A 17,210-nucleotide genomic window follows, 5' to 3' on the forward strand; every position below is an offset into this window, starting at 1 on the left:
GTGTTTCGACGCAACCGAGGCATAATATCAAGAGGACAGAGGAACGGTCATGGCGAGCATAGCTGCCACAGGAGCTACGGCAGAGAAAACTGCTGTTTCCATCATCTTCGCGGCAAGTTTTTGCCACATGCTCAACGATATCATGCAGTCACTGCTGACATCGCTTTATCCTCTCCTCAAGGCTAATTACGCGCTCGATTTCGTACAGATCGGCCTGCTGACCTTCGCGTTTCAGGTGACCGCATCCCTATTGCAGCCTGCCGTTGGCGTTATCACCGACCGTTGGCCGATGCCCTTTTCGTTGCCGACGGCCATGCTCTCCACCTGCGCTGGTCTGATCACACTTGCCTTTGCCCACCACTTCGTTGTGCTGATTATTGGCGCCTGCCTCATTGGCATTGGTTCGGCGATTTTTCACCCGGAAGCGTCTCGCGTTGCGAGATTGGCATCGGGTGGCCGTCACGGACTGGCTCAATCCATGTTTCAGGTGGGCGGAAATACGGGCACGGCCATCGGACCTCTTCTCGCCGCTTTCATCGTCATCCCCTATGGACAGTCGGTTCTGAGCTGGTTCTCGCTGATCGCCCTGCTTGGCTTTTGTGTGCTGTCCGGGGTCAGCGTCTGGTACATGCGCCATCGCCGCAGTAACGCGGGCCGCTCCAATCCAAGCCGGACTCTGCCGCTGCAACGTTCGCATGTGGCTTGGACACTTGCGATCCTGATTGTCCTGACCGCGACGAAAAATGCCTATTTGGCCAGCATTTCGAGCTATTTCACATTCTATGCGATCCATAAGTTCAACGTCAGCGTTCAGGATGCGCAGCTCATGCTCTTCCTGTTCTTAGGCGCGTCGGCGGCGGGCGTCTTCGTGGGAGGTCCGATCGGCGATCGTTTCGGTTCTCGAAGCGTGATCTGGTTCTCAATTCTCGGAGTCATTCCTTTTGCACTGATGCTGCCCTACGCTGATCTGTTCTGGACGTTGGTATTGGTCATCCTGATCGGCTTCATCTTCTCGTCCGCGTTTTCAGCAATCGTGGTCTTCGCGCAGGAACTGGTTCCGGGTCGCGTAGGATTGATCGCCGGATTGTTCTTTGGCTTTGCCTTCGGGTTCGGGGGGATTGGAGCTGCGGTGCTCGGCGTGTTTGCCGACCGGCAGGGCATCGAGTTTGTCTATAGCCTCTGCTCGTTCATGCCGCTCCTTGGGCTGCTCACTGTCTTGCTGCCTCGGCTTCCGAGCGAGCGACGCGCCTGATGCCGGATATTGGCGAAGCCGGGAAGGCTTCGCTAGTAGCTCTTAATCGTCCGATTGCAAACGCACAAATTTAAAGCACTTGATCGTCTGAAGGCTTCCCCAGGGCTTCGTTGTTCGCCAATGGTCGCCGCTAAAGGCGGAATGCAAAACCTCTTGCATGGCATGTAAATTGCATACACTTTCGGTAATTATCGCAGCCCTGTGCCGGAGGTTTGAATGCTGCCGACTATTCTCGATCTCGAAGCCGTGAGAGCGGCCTATGCCTCTGGTCTGACGCCCCTGCAGATGATCGATGAGATCATTGCGCGCCGAGAAGCATCCGAGGATCCGGCAATTTTTATTACGCAAAGCTCTCCAGATCAGTTGCGTATTGCGGCCAGAGAATTGATGGAACGAGCGCCGGAGCCGAACAGCCTGCCGCTCTGGGGGGTGCCATTTGCAGTCAAGGACAATATCGATGTGGCGGGACTTCCCACCACGGCCGGATGTCCGGCCTTCGCTTACGAACCCGTTGCAGACGCTACGGTCGTCGCGCGCCTGAAGGCTGCGGGTGCTTTGGTGATTGGGAAGACGAATCTTGATCAGTTTGCAACCGGATTGAACGGAACGCGCTCGCCCTACGGCGCGCCACGCTCCGTATTCAATCGCGATTATGTTTCGGGTGGTTCGTCTTCCGGGTCTGCCGTAGCCGTTGGCGCAGGATTGGCAAGTTTTGCGCTGGGAACAGATACAGCCGGCTCCGGTCGCGTTCCCGCAGCCTTCAATAACCTCGTGGGCATCAAGCCAACTCCAGGGCTCGTTCCCAATGTGGGCGTGGTACCAGCCTGCCGCAGCGTCGACGTCGTGACGATCTTTGCAGCGACTGTGGGGGATGGCGTCGCCATTCGCAAAGTCATGGAGGGCTATGATGCGGCCGATCCCTATTCCCGCAAGGCGATTGCGACAACCCTTCCGCACCAGGGTCTGCGCATTGGTGTGCTTGACGTCTCTGAGCGCGAGTTCTTCGGAAACAACGAGGTAGAAGCTCTCTATGACACTGCGATTGAGAGGGCGCTGTCGCTTGGCGCAACAATCGTGCCCTTTGACTACGCGCCATTCCGTCAGGCAGCGGAACTGCTTTATAACGGGCCGTGGGTGGCGGAGCGGTTGGCAGCGGTCACAGATTTCCTTGCGACGAATGCGCAGGATTTCGACCCAACCGTGAGACAGATCATCGAAGGTGCTAAAGCCTATGATGCCGTCGCGGCGTTCGAAGGGCAATATAAACTAGGCCACCTGCGTCAGAGGGCTGATGCGGAATGGGCAAAGGTAGACATATTGATGCTGCCGACCTCGCCGACAACCTACACGGTAGATGCGATGGTAGCTGATCCCATCGTCAAGAACAGCCACTTTGGCCGCTATACAAATTTTGCCAACCTCTTCGGATACGCAGCGATTGCTGTGCCCGGAGGTTTCGGTGCAACCGGCCTGCCGAATGGGGTGACCCTTTTCGGCCCAGCCTTCTCCGACGATGCGCTGGCGCCTTTCGCGGATGCCCTGCATCGTGCTTGCGCGTCGGGAATGGGCAAGGACCGCGGCGCTGTATTGCCGGAAGCTTCAATGGTGACAGAACCTGATGATGGGTTTGTTCCTATCGTCGTGGTCGGAGCGCATCTCACGGGTATGCCGCTGAACCATGAACTGACCGGCTCAGGTGGGCGCTTGATCAAAAGCTGCCGGACGGCAGCTGACTACCGGCTTTACGTTTTGCCGAACACGACACCACCGAAGCCGGGGCTCATCCGAGAGCCGGGTTATTGCGGACCAGGGCTGGAGGTGGAAGTCTGGAAGGTAAGCCCCCAGGCATTCGGGCGTTTTGTCCAAAACATCCCGGCACCGCTTGGTATCGGGAAGGTCACGCTCGACGATGGCTCCCAGGTCTCTGGTTTCCTGTGCGAGCCTTACGCGCTTGGGAACGCCAGGGAGATCACAGCCCTTGGCGGTTGGCGCGCTTACATTGCAAGCATCAGGCAAGCCGGATAGCACCGTAAGCGTGGGATCCATTGAAGGGATCTGATGCCGCCGCGCGAATGTCTCTTCCTCGAGGAGCAGGACGGATGTCGGCTGCTCAACTTGGCGTGCGTCATAAAATATACGTATTCAGGCTGCTGTCAGCTTCGGTTATCAGTGCTGGTCATTGAAACTGGTCGACCCTTTTCGACCAGAACCGAAAATGACAGAGCCGGAGCCTATGATGTTCAAACGCCCAATCCTGGGAAGCATCCCGCTGAGCATCATCGTCTCGGTCTATATTCTGTTGCTCCTGAACCGAACGTTCTGGGCAAAGACATTCGGGATCATGGCCGGGCAGAACCTGGCCATCGCAGCCTTTGCTGTTGGCATCACCTTTGCATTCATCGCTTTGTTCGTCAGCTTTTCGGTCAAATATCTGATGAAGCCGCTGCTGATCGTGTTCATCTGGACGGCTGCTTCGTCCGCTTGGTTCATGGATCAGTTTGGCGTCATCATTGACGACGATATGATCAGAAATGCAGCGGAGACGAACACTGCAGAAGCCAGTCATCTGATCACTGCAGGCTTCATACTGCACATGTGTCTCTACGCACTCTTGCCCAGTCTGTTGATCGCATGGGTGAAGATCCGCCATCGGAACTTTTTCAGCAAAGTCGTGCGCAACCTAGCGGTTATCATTCCCTCTCTTGTCATCTTCGCCGTTGCCGGGCTGTCTCATGCGGGGATTTACAGTTTCGCGCGGCGCCAGAACCACGATTGGTTCGAGATGTTGAATCCTGTTTTCCCGATGATCAACGCGGTCACCTATGTCCGCAAGGCCACTGCCGAAAAGAACATCGTCGTAAAGCCGCTTGGCCGTGATGCGAAGGTGGCAGATGCACTCAAGGCCTCACACAGAAAGCCCCGAGTAACCATTGTCGTCGTCGGCGAAACGGCGCGTGCCTCCAGCTTCCAGCTCGGCGGTTACGAACGCCCGACGAACCCTGAGCTTTCAAAGCGGGACATCTTCTACTTCACCAAAGCCACGAGCTGCGGAACAGCAACCGCCATCTCTGTTCCTTGCATGTTTTCGAACCTGGGCCAGAACGGTTACGCGCATGCGAGAGCTCTTGCGCAAGAAAACCTGATGGATGTTCTGGTCCATGCTGGCGTGCGGACCGAGTGGCTGGATAACAATACTGGCAGCAAGGGCGTGGCTGATCGTATCCCCTATAGCGATCTCTTCAACTCCAAAGATGCTCGCTTCTGTAATGGCGGCGAATGTTGGGATGACATCCTCCTTGATCGTCTGGACGGCTGGCTGAAAACTGTCAGCGGAGATGCGGTTCTGGTTCTGCATCAGCTTGGCAGCCACGGTCCGGCCTACTACGCCCGCTACCCCGACGCGTTTAAGATTTTCCAGCCTGATTGCCGCTCTTCGGAATTCTCCAAATGCCATCGCGATGAGATCATCAACGCCTATGACAACACGATCGTCTACACGGACCATGTCCTTGCGAGCATCATCGACAAGTTGAGCGCGCAGCAGGATCGCCTTTCGCCATCGATGATCTACATGTCGGATCACGGGGAATCTCTCGGCGAGAAGGGCCTGTTCCTTCATGGTGCACCGTGGCTCGTTGCACCGGAACAACAGACGCATATTCCCTTTGTTCTGTGGCTAGGAGCCGAAGCGAGGCAGGGGATAGAGTCGGAATGCATTGATAAGCTGGAAAAAGAGCCCGTCTCGCACGACAATCTCTTTCATACCGTGCTGGGCTTGATGCATGTAGAAACCAAGGTAAAAGATCCAAAGCTTGATATTTACGGTTCCTGCAAGGCATCGAATGCAAAATCCTGATGAGATTCCGCGCAAGGTAACGGGAATAAGGCATCTTTTTGCGGCACAGCGATATTCCGCTTCAGGCGCCAGAAGGTTGTGGCAGGAAGCGGCATTTCGTCACGAATGCCTCGCAATGCTGGCGTCACTTGTCTTCTTCGCCATCATAGGCGCAAGCGTTGCGCGCTTTTTGATTCTGATCGGTGTTTTCCTGATCGTCGTCGCGCTGGAAGCGCTTAATACAGCCATCGAAGAGATCATCGACCGTATCTCGCCCGAATTCTCAGCCACCGGACGGCATGCGAAAGATCTCGGCTCATTTGCCGTTTTCTGCGGGCTTCTCGCCTGGGGAATTCTGATGCTGGATACGACGGTCCGGGTGATCGTTGGCTGAGATCTAATGTTCGATCTTCGTATCGAGGATCTCCAGGCTTTTCGGATTGAAGAAGGCAGCAACCTTCTCCCCCTCTGCATTGATGGCGAAAGCTTCGTAGCAGCCATCTTCGCTTCGGATGGATCTCACTTTCCAACCAACGCTTTCGAGCTTTGCTTGCAAGACCTTGCGTGGTTGCCAATCGGCAATCGGTACGTTGCACCGTTCGCTTGCAACGGCTGCCGTCCCGACGGCCCAGCTTGCAATCGCAATAGCGACGAGACGTTTCATGTGATCTGCTCCAGCCATTATTCGCCTGTTACGCTGTATTCTTCAGCTGACATCCACCTGAAAACAGGAGAAATTCATCACGGAATCGCAACGCGGTCGATTTCAGTTTGGTGACAGTTTGATAAGACACTTGCGTGGTCGAAATGGAGACACGTTGCCTTGCGTATCCTGCTTGTAGAAGATGATGCAACACTGGCGGATGCGGTGCGCACTCACGTCACCCGGCACAACCATGCAGTGGATCTTGCGGAAGACAAGGAGAGTGCGCTTGCCTGTCTCGCTGGTGTTGATTACGCGCTGGTTCTCCTCGATCTTCGCCTGCCCGATGGAAGCGGCCTCGATATTCTCAAGCACATCCGGCTGAAGAAGCAGATGATACCGGTCATCGTTCTGACCGCGCATGACCAGGTATCTGACCGGATCGCAGGGTTGAATGCAGGTGCGGACGACTATCTGGTCAAGCCCTTCGACCTGGATGAACTGGAAGCGCGAATCCATGCGGTTTCCAGACGATACGGCGCCAGTCAGACTCCGATGGTCGAACTGGCCGGCTTCGAGGTCTATCCGTCCGAACATCGCATCGAGGGAAAGACCGGTGAGCGCATTTCCCTTTCCGCGCGTGAGTGGGCTGTGCTTGAATGCCTTCTTGCGCGACGCAATTCTATCGTATCCAAGTCCCAGATCGAAGAAGCGCTCTATGCTTTTGGTGCCGAAATCGAAAGCAATACCGTTGAGGTTTATGTGAGCCGTCTTCGGCGCAAGTTGGGGAAGGAGATTGTCGAAACAGTTCGCGGTATCGGCTATCGGGTGGCTGAATGAGTATGCCGAGGCCCCGCAGCATTGCACGCGAACTGCGCATTTCGCTCGGATTGACCCTATTGGCTTTCTGGCTGCTGGCTGCAGGACTTGCCTTTTCTGTCATGCAGGAGGAAATGGGCGAGGTTTTCGACAGCGCTCTTCAGGAGACAGCAGAACGCCTGGCACCTCTGGTCATTGATGACCTTTACACTCGAGAGGATACCAGCGCTCCCCGGAAGCTGACGGCGTTGCGCGAAAACGTGCCAGATGAGTATTTGACCTATCAGGTTCGGGATGGCTCCGGTCGCGTGCTGCTGCATTCGCATAATGTCAGTGCCGATCCTTACGAAGCGCCGCTGGTGGAAGGCTTCTGGAGTGGCGGCGAAAAACGCATATTCACGGTTGCTGCCGTCAGTGGCAGCATCTTCGTACAAGTCGCAGATTCGCTGGAGCATCGGCGGGAGGCCTCAATTGAGGGCGGTACGGCACTGCTGCTGCCGCTTCTCCTGCTCCTGCCGGCGAGTCTGATTGCCGTCAGTTGGTTCGTGCGCCGAAACGTCAGCGAGGTGGATCGTTTGAAGCGCGTTATCGGCCTGCGCGACAGCGGGAATCTTGCACCCATCGATCTCAAGGATCTGCCTATCGAACTCGAACCGATCCAGCAATCCGTCAACCTTCTGATCAAGCGGGTGGACGATGCGCTGGAAGCAGAACGTTCCTTGACCGCCAACAGTGCTCACGAATTGCGGACACCCATTGCAGGTGCACTTGCACAAAGCCAGCTCCTGCTTTCCGAGCTTGAGGATGGACAGACCCGGGATCGCGCCAGGCAGGTTGACGCAGCACTCAGGAAGCTCTCCGTGCTGACGGAAAAGTTGTTGCAGCTTGCGCGAGCCGATGCGGGCATCGGTAAGTCTGCGGTTCGTTCGGACCTGTCGACGATCCTTGACGTCGTTATGGAAGAATTCTTGCGCAACAGCCAGAGTGGCTCGGTTCTTCATTATCATCGTCCGGAGAGAATGGTCCTTTCTCGCGAGGTAGATCCGGACGCCTTTGCCATTGCTGCCCGTAATCTGGTCGAAAATGCTCTCGCCTACCGCTTGCCTGACACGCATGTCGACGTGCACCTGAAGCCGGATGGCCTGCGCGTATCGAACCTCACGTCGCCCAAGACCTTGCTTCCTCCGGAAAAGCTGCGACAGCGCTTCGTGCGCGGCCATTCCCTTCATCCCGGCTCGGGTCTGGGGCTCGCCATCGTGGAACGGCTGGCGACCCAGATGGGCGCGCAACTGGAACTGACGGCCACGCCGCTGGCGCCCGACCAGTCTCGTTTCGATGCGAGCATCGTATTTCCTGACCCGTGATTCTGTCTCACAGTTGTTTTCTCGTGAAATCGCCGTGAACGGGATTGCGCTGCGCTCAAAAACAGTCTTAGGCTTCCCGATGATGGTCTCGGTTGCCCATAAAGCAACCGGTGAAAAGGGAATGTGGTGATGCAACGCAAGTTGCCAATGCCACGGCTGCCCCCGCAACTGTAGGCGAGGAGCGACATCCGTTATCCACTGGCGTCAGGGCCGGGAAGGGGGATGAAGCTGCGAATCGCAAGCCAGGAGACCTGCCATCAGAGGCGGACATTCGTCCGATTATGACACACCAATCGACCGCGCGGTGGGCGCGGGGAGGCAGATATGCATATTGAACCGGGCGTCGTTGACGGCGCAAAAATCGTGCTCAGCTACGCGACAGCATTGGCCGCGCTGGGGCTGACAGCCAAAATGGCAACAGACAGTGTTCGTCGGGATGGTGGTGTCGCGTCGCTCGCGTTGCGAAGTGCCATTACGACCGTTCTCGTCTTCGGCTTTTTCGAGGTCTTGCCGCATCATCCGGTCGGCGTTTCCGAAGTTCACCTCATTCTTGGGTCGACCCTGTTCCTGATGTTCGGCGCAGGTGCTGCGTCCATCGGGCTTGCCGCCGGCCTCCTCATCCAGGGCCTGTTCTTCTCGCCGTTCGATCTTCCTCAGTATGGCATGAACGTAACGACCTTGCTCGTTCCGCTTTGGGCCATCAGCCAGCTCGCGGCCAAGCTTATTCCGGCCCGCACGGCCTATGTTGATGTGACCTATCGCCAGGCATTTACACTGTCTACCGCCTATCAGGGTGGTATTGTTGCCTGGGTGGCCTTCTGGGCGCTCTATGGCCACGGGTTCACGGTCGAAAATCTCGTGAGCATCGGAAGTTTCGGCGTGGCCTATATGAGCGTTATCCTCATTGAGCCGTTGGTCGATCTGGCCGTGCTTGCAGCGGCTAAATCCTTGCGCAAATACAGCCAGGGCCCGATTTTCAGCCGTCGACTGCATCAGGCAGCCTGACACTGTGATCTCTAAGCCGGCGGCCTGATTGCAGGCCGCCGATTGCCGAGACGTTATGGAACGTCCCGGCCTTCTGCCGTGGAATAGAGTTCGAACCAGTCTTCCCGCGAAAGCTTGACTTTCATCGCATCGCCAATCTGTCGAATACGTGCAACATTGTTTGTACCCATGACGGGCAGAATATGGGCCGGATGTGCGAGTAGCCAGGCGACGGCAATGGCTGTGCGATCTACACCTTGTTCGGCTGCGATGCGATCCAGCGTCCTGCCAAGGTCAGTGTCATCTGAAAAAAGGCGGCCACCACCCAGAGGTGACCATGCCATTGCCCGGACCTTGTCTCGTGTCATCGAGCTCAGATCACCATTCGTGAACGGGTCCCGCGCCAAAAGGCTCAGTTCGATCTGGTTGACCACGAGTTTCGTCTGCATGCACGACTGCAGCGCCGCGAGATCCCAGGGGCGGAAATTCGAAACGCCGACGGCTCTGACCTTGCCGGATGACACGGCGGCATCGAGAGCGCCGCCGGTTTCCGTAAAATCCATGAAAGGATCGGGGCGGTGGATCAGCAAAAGATCGATGTAATCTGTGCCCAGGAGACGTAGAGATCTGTCGATCGACGCGCTGATGTGCTGTGCCGAGGTATTATAATGCTTCAGCCGTGCCCCGGCGTAGTCTCCCGTGGGTGCAACTATGCCGCATTTGGTAACAATTTCGATCTTGTCTCGAAGTCCGGCGCCTTTCAATGCTCTGCCGAAATGCTCTTCAACGGTATAGCCGCCATAGATATCCGCATGATCCATGGTGGTAATACCCTGTTCAAGGCATGCTTCCACTTTGGCAATGATATTGCCCGCGGACACATCCTGATCATCGGCTAGCCGCCACATGCCATAGACGATCCGTGAGAGATCCAATCCGGCCTGAATTTCAACGCGCTGCATCTGCTTCCTTTCTCGCCAAATCGCGGGCTGCAGCCCGCCGCTGCCACGCGGTTTATCTCAACTCTGTGATATTGTCGAAGCGGTGATGGACGAATAGCAGCGCTTACTGGAACAGCCGTTGCAGGCGTGGCCTGATGCGCAAAAAGCCACGATAAAGTAGGTCGAAAAGGGGAGTCAAGGGCGCCCATCCTGCCATAATTCCGAGTGGGCGGAACATGGGAATCGCCCGCCACATTGCAGCAAACGCCTGTGCACCGACATAAAGCTTGCCATTTTCTTCTGCATGAAACCGCGCCAGTGCTTCTGCACGATCAATCGGGCAACTGGCCGATGCATCATAAAGGTCTACGAAGCGGATGGCATTGCCGCGGTCCAGCTTTCGCATCAGCGCAATTTCGCGACGGCAAAGCGGACATCCGCTGTCAAACCAGACTGTCGCACGATGAGGGTTCATTCCGTCTAGCCTTTCTTTTGTGCCAATCTACGCCCTCTCTGATCCGACGGATCAATGGGGACCCGAAGAGCGCTTTGACCCGGGAGCCTATTTGGTTTACGAGACCCCCAGACTGAGGCGAATGCGGAACAGACCGGACATGATGGCCTATCTCGGGCTGATGGCAACAGCCTTCGTCGCGGCAACCCTATTGCCAGCACAATCGGAAGCACTCCTTGCATATCTCGTCGTCCAGGCTGAACACCCGGTTGTTCTGCTCGTTGTTTTTGCCACCATCGGGAATGTCGCAGGATCCGTCGTGAACTGGGCGCTCGGTCGGGGCATCGAACGTTTTCGCAACCGGCGCTGGTTTCCGGTCTCCGAAGCTGGCCTCAATCAAGCAAGCCGCTGGTACGGAAAATACGGCCGATGGTCTCTGTTGGCGAGTTGGGTTCCGATCATTGGCGATCCGATCACGGTCGTAGCGGGCGTGCTGCGAGAACCGCTGGCAAGCTTTCTCATCTTCGTTACGATCGCAAAGTCTGCGCGCTATTGCGTGATCGCAGCGCTAGCATCCAACGCATTTTGAAGCATGGGTCGGTCTCGACCGTTCAAGAATATTCCCTATCACCGTCTGTAGACGCGCGATTCTTTGCGTGAAACGAACTGGATATCGATCAGACTTTCTCCGCGCTGATCACGAAAATGAAACAGATTTCTTTAGGGGCGGACCTTCGTTGACTAAGTCGACCTGTTCGGTAGTCTTAAGCCATCAACTGGAGGGAAGTTGCCATGTCGAAAGATATTCGCACTCTGAGGTTTGCCATGGCCTGTGTACTTGCATCGCTTCTAATGGCACCGGCCGTGCATGCCGACACGACACTGTTGAATGTCTCTTATGATCCGACACGCGAGTTTTATAAGGACTTCAACGCGGCCTTCGCCAAGCACTACAAAGCGCAAGCTGGTGAGACCGTTACGATCCAGCAGTCTCATGGCGGTTCTGGCAAGCAAGCGCGTTCGGTAATCGATGGTCTTGGAGCCGATGTGGTGACGCTTGCACTGGAAAGCGACATTGACGCCATTGTACAGAATGGCGGGAAGATAAAGCCCGACTGGCGCGCACGCCTCGGCAACAACTCTTCTCCGTATACCTCCACGATCGTTTTCCTTGTTCGAAAGGGCAATCCCAAGGGCATCAAGAACTGGGGCGATCTGGTCAAGGGTGACGTGAAGATCGTGACCCCGAATCCAAAGACCTCCGGTGGCGCTCGCTGGAACTATCTGGCGGCATGGGCTTGGGCCAACGAGGAATTCAAGGGGGATCAGGCCAAGATCAAGGCGTACATTGCAGATCTCTATAAGCGTGCCCCGGTGCTGGACAGTGGTGCCCGCGGCTCGACGGTCACCTTCGCGCAACGCCAGATCGGCGATGTTTTGCTGGCCTGGGAAAACGAAGCTTTTCTCGCCGGTGAGGAATTCGGCAAGGATGCGTTCGAAATCGTCGTGCCCCCGATTTCAATCCTCGCTGAGCCGCCGGTTGCTGTCGTTGACGCCAATGTCGATGCAAAGGGAACGCGCAAGGTCGCAGAAGCCTACCTGCAGTACCTGTATTCCGATGAAGGCCAAAACCTCGCAGCGAAACACTTCTATCGTCCGGCCAACCGTGCGGTAGTGAAGCCGGAACTGCTGAAGGCCTTGCCAGACATCAAGCTAGTCACCATCGATGATCCGCAGTTTGGTGGTTGGAAGAAAGCGCAGCCTGAGCACTTCGGTGACGGCGGTATCTTCGACCAGATCTACAAGCCGGCACGCTGAGGAGTGAGCCTGATATGACATCAACCACCGCTTCGATGCGGTGGCGATTGAAAGAGCCGAGCATCATCCCAGGTTTCGGATTGACGCTTGGCTTTTCGCTCGCCTACCTCGGCCTCATCATCCTGATACCGCTTGCCGGTCTCATAGTTCGGGCTAGTTCGCTCTCGGCATCCGAGTTTCTGTCCATCCTGACGGATGAGCGGACACTGGCAGCCCTCAAGATCAGCTTCGGAACTGCGCTGATCGCAGCCCTGATCAACGGTGTCTTTGGCGTATTGATCTGTTGGGTTCTGGTTCGCTACGACTTTCCCGGCCGTCGCCTGATCGATGCGATGGTGGATCTTCCGTTCGCCTTGCCAACGGCAGTCGCAGGCATTGCGCTCAGTGCGCTCTATGCTCCGAAAGGATGGATCGGCGCATGGTTCACCCCCTTCGACATCCGTATTGCCTACACACCGATCGGCATCACCATAGCGCTGATTTTCATCGGGCTCCCGTTCGTCGTCCGCACTGTGCAGCCTGTCATGGAGGAGATCGATCGTGAGGTCGAGGAGGCGGCAGCCACGCTTGGTGCCAACCGCTTTCAGACCGTCTTCAAGGTCTTGCTGCCCAGCCTGCTGCCCGCGATCATGACGGGTTTTGCCCTGGCGTTTGCACGCGGCGTCGGCGAATACGGTTCGGTCGTCTTCATTGCCGGAAACATTCCTTACGTTTCCGAGATCGCGCCATTGTTGATCGTCATCCGATTGGAAGAGTTCAATTATGCGGGCGCGACGGCGATTGCGACGATCATGCTGGTTATCTCATTCGCCATGCTTCTGATCATCAATTTGATCCAGTCGTGGAGCAGGGGGAGGTACGGCAATGGCTGATCGTGCAACTCGCTTCGTCAATCCTGTCGACGAGAGGATCGGAACCAAGATCGTCCTGACATCGATCGGTGGCCTGTATCTCGCCTTCTTTCTCTTCCTGCCGCTGGTGGCCGTGTTCATCGAAGCCTTCCGCAACGGTGCTGCCAGCTATTGGGAAGCTTTGGTTGAACCAGATGCCGCGGCGGCCATTCGGTTGACATTGCTCGTTGCCGCTATTGCGGTTCCGTTGAACCTTGTCTTTGGCGTCGCTGCCGCCTGGGCAATCGCTAAGTTCGAGTTCAAAGGCAAAGCTTTCCTGATAACCCTCATCGATCTGCCATTTTCAATCTCACCGGTCATTTCGGGTCTGGTTTATGTGCTTCTCTTTGGAAGCCACAGTGTGCTGGGACCTATCTTAAAGAGCTATGGGATCGAAATCCTCTTTGCGGTTCCAGGTATCGTCCTGGCGACGGTGTTCGTGACGTTCCCCTTTGTCGCGCGTGAGCTGATTCCGCTCATGCAGGATCAGGGTTCGGGAGATGAGGAAGCGGCACTTTCTCTTGGAGCTTCCGGTTGGCAAACCTTCTGGTACGTAACACTGCCCAATATCAAATGGGGTCTGTTGTATGGCGTGCTGCTCTGCAATGCCCGCGCGATGGGCGAATTTGGCGCGGTGTCTGTCGTCTCCGGCCATATTCGCGGCCTGACCAACACAATGCCCCTTCATGTCGAGATTCTCTACAATGAATACAATATGGCGGCGGCGTTTGCCGTTGCGTCTCTGTTGGCTGCGCTCGCGCTCGTGACACTCGCGCTTAAAACGCTTCTTGAAATACGATTTGGCGCTGGCAATGCTGGCGGACGACATTAAGGGCATGATGATGGAAGTTACCGTATCAAACGTCACCAAGGAATTTGCCCGGTTTCCGGCCCTCAACGATGTATCTCTCGATATCCGTTCCGGTGAACTCATTGCTCTGCTTGGCCCGTCAGGTTCTGGAAAGACAACGCTTCTGCGCCTCATCGCCGGACTCGATCAGCCTACGAACGGGAAGATTCTGTTCGGTGGAGAGGATGCCTCCCATAAGAGCGTTCAGGAGCGCAACATCGGATTTGTCTTCCAGCATTACGCGCTGTTTCGGCATATGACGGTGGCTGATAATATCGCGTTCGGATTGAATGTTCGTCCGTCTTCCACTCGCCCTCCCAAAAATGAGATTCGGAAACGGGTCGCCGAGCTCCTTGAGATGGTCCAGCTTTCGGGTCTGGAAAAGCGCTATCCCAATCAGTTGTCCGGCGGTCAGCGCCAGCGTGTGGCTTTGGCGCGTGCCATGGCAATCGAGCCGCGGGTTCTTCTGCTGGATGAGCCATTCGGGGCACTGGATGCCAAGGTTCGCAAGGAACTGCGCAAATGGCTCCGAGAATTTCATGATCGTACTGGCCATACGACTGTGTTCGTTACCCATGATCAGGAAGAAGCATTGGAACTTGCCGATCGCGTCGTGGTGATGAGCCAAGGCAAGATCGAGCAAGTCGGATCAGCTGACGATGTTTACGACAAGCCCGGCTCTCCATTCGTGCATCGCTTCATCGGTGAGGCATCGGAACTGCCGGTTCGTGTTGAAAATGGAGAGGTATGGCTTGACGATCGCACAGTCGGTCTGAAGGCCGATGGCGCAACCGAAGGTCCGTCTTCGCTGTTCTTCCGACCGCATGATGTCGAGTTTCTAAGTGGCTGCGGCGGCTGTTTCGATGGAATTGTGGTGGGAAGCAGGCGTTTGGCGGGAGCCCGTCGCCTGGAACTCGCACTGGGAGGGAGCCAGTATCGTGTGGAAGTCGACGTACCTGTCGATCATCCGGCGGCCATCAGAAGCCAGATCAACTTCAGGCCGAAACATTGGCGTCTCTTCCCCAGAGCAGCGTGATCTCAGTATGAAGGAGGAGCGCGCTCCGCTCCTCCCTGCTCTGGCTGTGGTCTGGGACGAGTCAACAACTCATGATGTCAGAAGGTAGGCGGTGTATTGACCCAGATCAGCACCGTTTCACCGTCATGGATGTTCCTCCAGGAGTGTAGGCGAGTACTTTCGAAATAGAAGCTGTCACCGGCTGCGAGTTCGAAGAAGTTTGACCCATCCAGCATGATCTCAAGGTTTCCGCTGAGAATATGCAGAAACTCCTCACCTGGATGTCTGTAGGCTCCTTCACTTGAGGCGCCGGGTGCCAGAACAAACCGATGGCATTCCATCTGGTTGCGTCCCTCCGCCAAACACTGGATGGTGACGCCTGAAAAGGTCGTTGGCCAAGTCGACCATCTACCGGATCGGATGAGTGATTCCGCGCCGCTTGGTTCCTCCTGTCCGCTCAAGGACGTGATGGTCGTGCCGAAATAGTTGGCCAGATCATGCATTCCTTTGAGCGACAACCCCTGCGATGTCCTCTCGAATGTCGAGAGAAGCGAAATCGGGATATCGAGATCGCGCGCCACGGCATCGAGAGTCTTGGCTGCCTCTCGTCGCATACGTCTGATCTTCTGGCCGATCGATAGATTGGAGCCTGAGGTAAGCTCTTCCTCGTTGGAGGCACTGTCAGTGTCTGCATCTGCAGATTCTTGCTTCAACTGCTCACGGATTGCCGCCGGGTTCAGTCCTTTTTCGGTCCTGAGGTAGCTGATCATTTTCAGACGGTCGATGTGTGAGCTGTCAAACAGGCGCTGCCCGGAGGGCGTCCGGATCGGCTCAATCAACCCCTGGCTTTCCCATAGGCGCAGGGTTGAGGGCGAAACCCCCGCCATGCGCGCCGCCTCCGCAATTTTGAATAGGATTGTATCCATCTTGCCGCTGCTCTGAATTTCTGATCGGTCCATGCTGAAATAATGTGCGGAACCCCGATTGTAAAACTACAGAAAAAATGCAAGAAATCGTTAGAGGGCGATTTTCGTTCCGGATCTTTTTCAAAGAGGGGCGCAGCATGGATAATCAGGCATTGGCGGTTCGCCGCAGCGACGCAATTTCGCGCGGCGTGGGTGTCACCACGAGCGTTTACGCAGAACGCGCCGAGAATGCAGAAATCTGGGATGTGGAAGGCCGCCGCTATATCGATTTCGCCGCGGGCATCGCCGTCGTCAACACGGGGCATCGGCATCCGAAGGTCATGGCTGCGGTTCGTGATCAGCTCGACCACTTTACCCATACCTGCCATCAGGTCATTCCTTACGAGAACTATATTCGCCTGGCTGAGCGTCTCAATGATGCGGTCCCGGGCGACTTTCCCAAGAAGACGATCTTCGTGACGACCGGTGCGGAAGCGGTTGAGAATGCGGTAAAAATCGCCCGCGCTGCCACAAATCGGTCGGCGGTGATCGCCTTTACTGGCGCCTTCCACGGCAGGACATTCATGGGCATGACGCTCACCGGCAAAGTGGTGCCTTACAAGACGGGGTTCGGTGCCATGATGCCCGATGTCTTCCACGTACCGTTTCCGGTTGCTCTGCACGGCACAACCGTCGAAGATACGCTGGGCGTTCTCGACAAGCTGTTCAAGGCTGATGTCGATCCTAACCGGGTTGCTGCCTTCATTGTAGAGCCAGTTCAGGGCGAGGGCGGCTTTTACGAAGTGCCGCGCGCGTTCATGGCAAAGCTCCGCGAGCTCGCTGACAAGCACGGTATTCTGCTGATTGCAGATGAAGTTCAGACCGGGTTTGCCCGCACCGGCAAGCTTTTCGCCATGGAGCATTATGGCGTTCATGCAGATCTGACCACCATGGCGAAAGGTCTGGGCGGCGGTTTCCCTATCGCTGCAGTCACAGGTCGCGCCGACATCATGGATGCGCCTGGACCGGGAGGACTGGGGGGCACTTATGGTGGTAACCCGATTGGCATTGCTGCGGGGAACGCGGTGCTCGATGTGATCGAGGAAGAGGCGCTTTGCGCACGGGCAGACCAGCTTGGCGCGCGGCTCAAGCAGAGATTGCACTCGCTGACGGAAGCCGTTCCACAGATCGCGGATATTCGCGGACCTGGCTTCATGAATGCTGTCGAATTCAATCTCCCTCACTCAACGACTCCAAACCCGGATTTCACGAACAAAGTGAGACTTCGGGCGCTGGAAAAGGGCTTGATCCTCCTGACCTGCGGCGTCCACGGCAATGTGATCCGCTTCCTCGCTCCGATCACCATTCAGGACGATGTCTTCGCGGAAGCGCTGGATATTCTGGAAACCACCCTCCGCGAATGCGCGGCGGAGGCTTGAT

At 56.3% G+C, this 17,210-nt stretch carries 17 protein-coding genes and 1 riboswitch; of the genes, 13 read left to right on the forward strand and 4 right to left on the reverse strand.

Annotation, left to right across the window (positions count from 1 at the left end):
• The first annotated feature begins 49 nt into the window (after positions 1 to 49).
• From ASD54_RS20230 to ASD54_RS20245, 4 genes are all read left to right on the forward strand, one after another.
• On the forward strand, positions 50 to 1,252 hold the full coding sequence (locus tag ASD54_RS20230; protein WP_062556381.1) for an MFS transporter: 1,203 nt from the start codon (positions 50 to 52) through the stop codon (positions 1,250 to 1,252).
• Between the two features lie 216 nt (positions 1,253 to 1,468).
• Positions 1,469 to 3,277: an allophanate hydrolase gene (atzF, locus tag ASD54_RS20235; RefSeq protein ID WP_062556382.1), complete on the forward strand. Its 1,809-nt coding sequence runs from the start codon at positions 1,469 to 1,471 to the stop codon at positions 3,275 to 3,277.
• A 211-nt stretch (positions 3,278 to 3,488) separates the two neighbouring features.
• Positions 3,489 to 5,108 carry a phosphoethanolamine--lipid A transferase gene (locus ASD54_RS20240; protein ID WP_082547347.1) on the forward strand — a complete coding sequence of 540 codons (1,620 nt, stop codon included), beginning with the start codon at positions 3,489 to 3,491 and terminating at the stop codon, positions 5,106 to 5,108.
• Entirely contained in the window at positions 5,095 to 5,481 is a 387-nt protein-coding gene (locus ASD54_RS20245; protein ID WP_062556384.1) for a diacylglycerol kinase, read from the forward strand. Before ASD54_RS20240 ends, ASD54_RS20245 begins: the two co-directional genes overlap by 14 nt.
• Before the next feature lie 3 nt (positions 5,482 to 5,484).
• Here ASD54_RS20245 and ASD54_RS20250 read toward each other — a convergent pair whose 3' ends face one another.
• On the reverse strand, positions 5,485 to 5,751 hold the full coding sequence (locus tag ASD54_RS20250; RefSeq protein ID WP_062556883.1) for a PepSY domain-containing protein: 267 nt from the start codon (positions 5,749 to 5,751) through the stop codon (positions 5,485 to 5,487).
• Positions 5,752 to 5,910: 159 nt separating this feature from the next.
• Between ASD54_RS20250 and ASD54_RS20255 the strand changes: the two genes are divergently transcribed.
• From ASD54_RS20255 to ASD54_RS20265, 3 genes are all read left to right on the forward strand, one after another.
• Positions 5,911 to 6,570 (forward strand): response regulator transcription factor, encoded by a 660-nt coding sequence (locus tag ASD54_RS20255; protein ID WP_062556385.1) that lies wholly within the window; start codon positions 5,911 to 5,913, stop codon positions 6,568 to 6,570.
• Positions 6,567 to 7,913 (forward strand): histidine kinase dimerization/phospho-acceptor domain-containing protein, encoded by a 1,347-nt coding sequence (locus tag ASD54_RS20260; RefSeq protein ID WP_062556386.1) that lies wholly within the window; start codon positions 6,567 to 6,569, stop codon positions 7,911 to 7,913. The genes ASD54_RS20255 and ASD54_RS20260 overlap by 4 nt, the downstream gene beginning before the upstream one ends.
• A 66-nt stretch (positions 7,914 to 7,979) precedes the next feature.
• A riboswitch (cobalamin riboswitch) is annotated at positions 7,980 to 8,187 on the forward strand.
• 50 nt (positions 8,188 to 8,237) lie between these two features.
• Positions 8,238 to 8,918 (forward strand): energy-coupling factor ABC transporter permease, encoded by a 681-nt coding sequence (locus ASD54_RS20265; RefSeq protein WP_062556387.1) that lies wholly within the window; start codon positions 8,238 to 8,240, stop codon positions 8,916 to 8,918.
• Positions 8,919 to 8,971: 53 nt separating this feature from the next.
• On the opposite strand, the gene ASD54_RS20270 is transcribed toward ASD54_RS20265, so the two are convergent.
• Positions 8,972 to 9,859: an aldo/keto reductase gene (locus ASD54_RS20270; RefSeq protein WP_062556388.1), complete on the reverse strand. Its 888-nt coding sequence runs from the start codon at positions 9,857 to 9,859 to the stop codon at positions 8,972 to 8,974.
• Positions 9,860 to 9,962: 103 nt separating this feature from the next.
• The gene (locus ASD54_RS20275; RefSeq protein WP_062556389.1) at positions 9,963 to 10,313 is read right to left on the reverse strand and encodes a DUF393 domain-containing protein; all 351 of its coding nucleotides are present in this window, start codon (positions 10,311 to 10,313) and stop codon (positions 9,963 to 9,965) included.
• Positions 10,314 to 10,434: 121 nt separating this feature from the next.
• Between ASD54_RS20275 and ASD54_RS20280 the strand changes: the two genes are divergently transcribed.
• The 5 genes from ASD54_RS20280 to ASD54_RS20300 all read left to right on the forward strand — a co-directional run bounded on the left by ASD54_RS20280 (position 10,435) and on the right by ASD54_RS20300 (position 14,886).
• Positions 10,435 to 10,881, forward strand: a complete 447-nt coding sequence (locus ASD54_RS20280) for a YqaA family protein (protein WP_244484808.1) — start codon at positions 10,435 to 10,437, stop codon at positions 10,879 to 10,881.
• 236 nt (positions 10,882 to 11,117) lie between these two features.
• Complete coding sequence (locus ASD54_RS20285; RefSeq protein WP_244484829.1) at positions 11,118 to 12,110, forward strand: sulfate ABC transporter substrate-binding protein; 993 nt, start codon at positions 11,118 to 11,120, stop codon at positions 12,108 to 12,110.
• A gap of 14 nt (positions 12,111 to 12,124) precedes the next feature.
• Positions 12,125 to 12,982 (forward strand): sulfate ABC transporter permease subunit CysT, encoded by an 858-nt coding sequence (cysT, locus tag ASD54_RS20290; protein WP_062556392.1) that lies wholly within the window; start codon positions 12,125 to 12,127, stop codon positions 12,980 to 12,982.
• Complete coding sequence (gene cysW / locus ASD54_RS20295) at positions 12,975 to 13,832, forward strand: sulfate ABC transporter permease subunit CysW (RefSeq protein WP_062556393.1); 858 nt, start codon at positions 12,975 to 12,977, stop codon at positions 13,830 to 13,832. Before cysT ends, cysW begins: the two co-directional genes overlap by 8 nt.
• 10 nt (positions 13,833 to 13,842) lie before the next feature.
• Entirely contained in the window at positions 13,843 to 14,886 is a 1,044-nt protein-coding gene (locus tag ASD54_RS20300) for a sulfate/molybdate ABC transporter ATP-binding protein (RefSeq protein ID WP_062556884.1), read from the forward strand.
• 77 nt (positions 14,887 to 14,963) lie between these two features.
• Here ASD54_RS20300 and ASD54_RS20305 read toward each other — a convergent pair whose 3' ends face one another.
• Entirely contained in the window at positions 14,964 to 15,791 is an 828-nt protein-coding gene (locus tag ASD54_RS20305) for a MerR family transcriptional regulator (RefSeq protein ID WP_082547305.1), read from the reverse strand.
• Positions 15,792 to 15,928: 137 nt separating this feature from the next.
• Here ASD54_RS20305 and ASD54_RS20310 point away from each other — a divergent pair, with 137 nt between their 5' ends.
• Entirely contained in the window at positions 15,929 to 17,209 is a 1,281-nt protein-coding gene (locus ASD54_RS20310) for a 4-aminobutyrate--2-oxoglutarate transaminase (protein ID WP_062556395.1), read from the forward strand.
• Position 17,210: the final 1 nt, after the last annotated feature.

The sequence above is a fragment of the Rhizobium sp. Root149 genome, from assembly GCF_001427345.1.
Taxonomy (GTDB): Bacteria; Pseudomonadota; Alphaproteobacteria; order Rhizobiales; family Rhizobiaceae; genus Neorhizobium; species Neorhizobium rhizoryzae.

Bases quoted from the DNA above. Each gene is read 5' to 3' on its own strand.
- ASD54_RS20270 (WP_062556388.1), bottom strand. From the start codon at position 9,859: ATGCAGCGCGTTGAAATTCAGGCCGGATTGGATCTCTCACGGATCGTC.
- ASD54_RS20275 (WP_062556389.1), bottom strand. From the start codon at position 10,313: ATGAACCCTCATCGTGCGACAGTCTGGTTTGACAGCGGATGTCCGCTT.
- ASD54_RS20230 (WP_062556381.1), top strand. From the start codon at position 50: ATGGCGAGCATAGCTGCCACAGGAGCTACGGCAGAGAAAACTGCTGTT.
- ASD54_RS20245 (WP_062556384.1), top strand. From the start codon at position 5,095: ATGCAAAATCCTGATGAGATTCCGCGCAAGGTAACGGGAATAAGGCAT.
- ASD54_RS20305 (WP_082547305.1), bottom strand. From the start codon at position 15,791: ATGGATACAATCCTATTCAAAATTGCGGAGGCGGCGCGCATGGCGGGG.
- cysT (WP_062556392.1), top strand. From the start codon at position 12,125: ATGACATCAACCACCGCTTCGATGCGGTGGCGATTGAAAGAGCCGAGC.
- cysW (WP_062556393.1), top strand. From the start codon at position 12,975: ATGGCTGATCGTGCAACTCGCTTCGTCAATCCTGTCGACGAGAGGATC.
- ASD54_RS20265 (WP_062556387.1), top strand. From the start codon at position 8,238: ATGCATATTGAACCGGGCGTCGTTGACGGCGCAAAAATCGTGCTCAGC.
- ASD54_RS20250 (WP_062556883.1), bottom strand. From the start codon at position 5,751: ATGAAACGTCTCGTCGCTATTGCGATTGCAAGCTGGGCCGTCGGGACG.
- ASD54_RS20280 (WP_244484808.1), top strand. From the start codon at position 10,435: ATGCGGAACAGACCGGACATGATGGCCTATCTCGGGCTGATGGCAACA.
- ASD54_RS20300 (WP_062556884.1), top strand. From the start codon at position 13,843: ATGGAAGTTACCGTATCAAACGTCACCAAGGAATTTGCCCGGTTTCCG.
- ASD54_RS20310 (WP_062556395.1), top strand. From the start codon at position 15,929: ATGGATAATCAGGCATTGGCGGTTCGCCGCAGCGACGCAATTTCGCGC.
- ASD54_RS20240 (WP_082547347.1), top strand. From the start codon at position 3,489: ATGTTCAAACGCCCAATCCTGGGAAGCATCCCGCTGAGCATCATCGTC.
- atzF (WP_062556382.1), top strand. From the start codon at position 1,469: ATGCTGCCGACTATTCTCGATCTCGAAGCCGTGAGAGCGGCCTATGCC.
- ASD54_RS20260 (WP_062556386.1), top strand. From the start codon at position 6,567: ATGAGTATGCCGAGGCCCCGCAGCATTGCACGCGAACTGCGCATTTCG.
- ASD54_RS20285 (WP_244484829.1), top strand. From the start codon at position 11,118: ATGGCCTGTGTACTTGCATCGCTTCTAATGGCACCGGCCGTGCATGCC.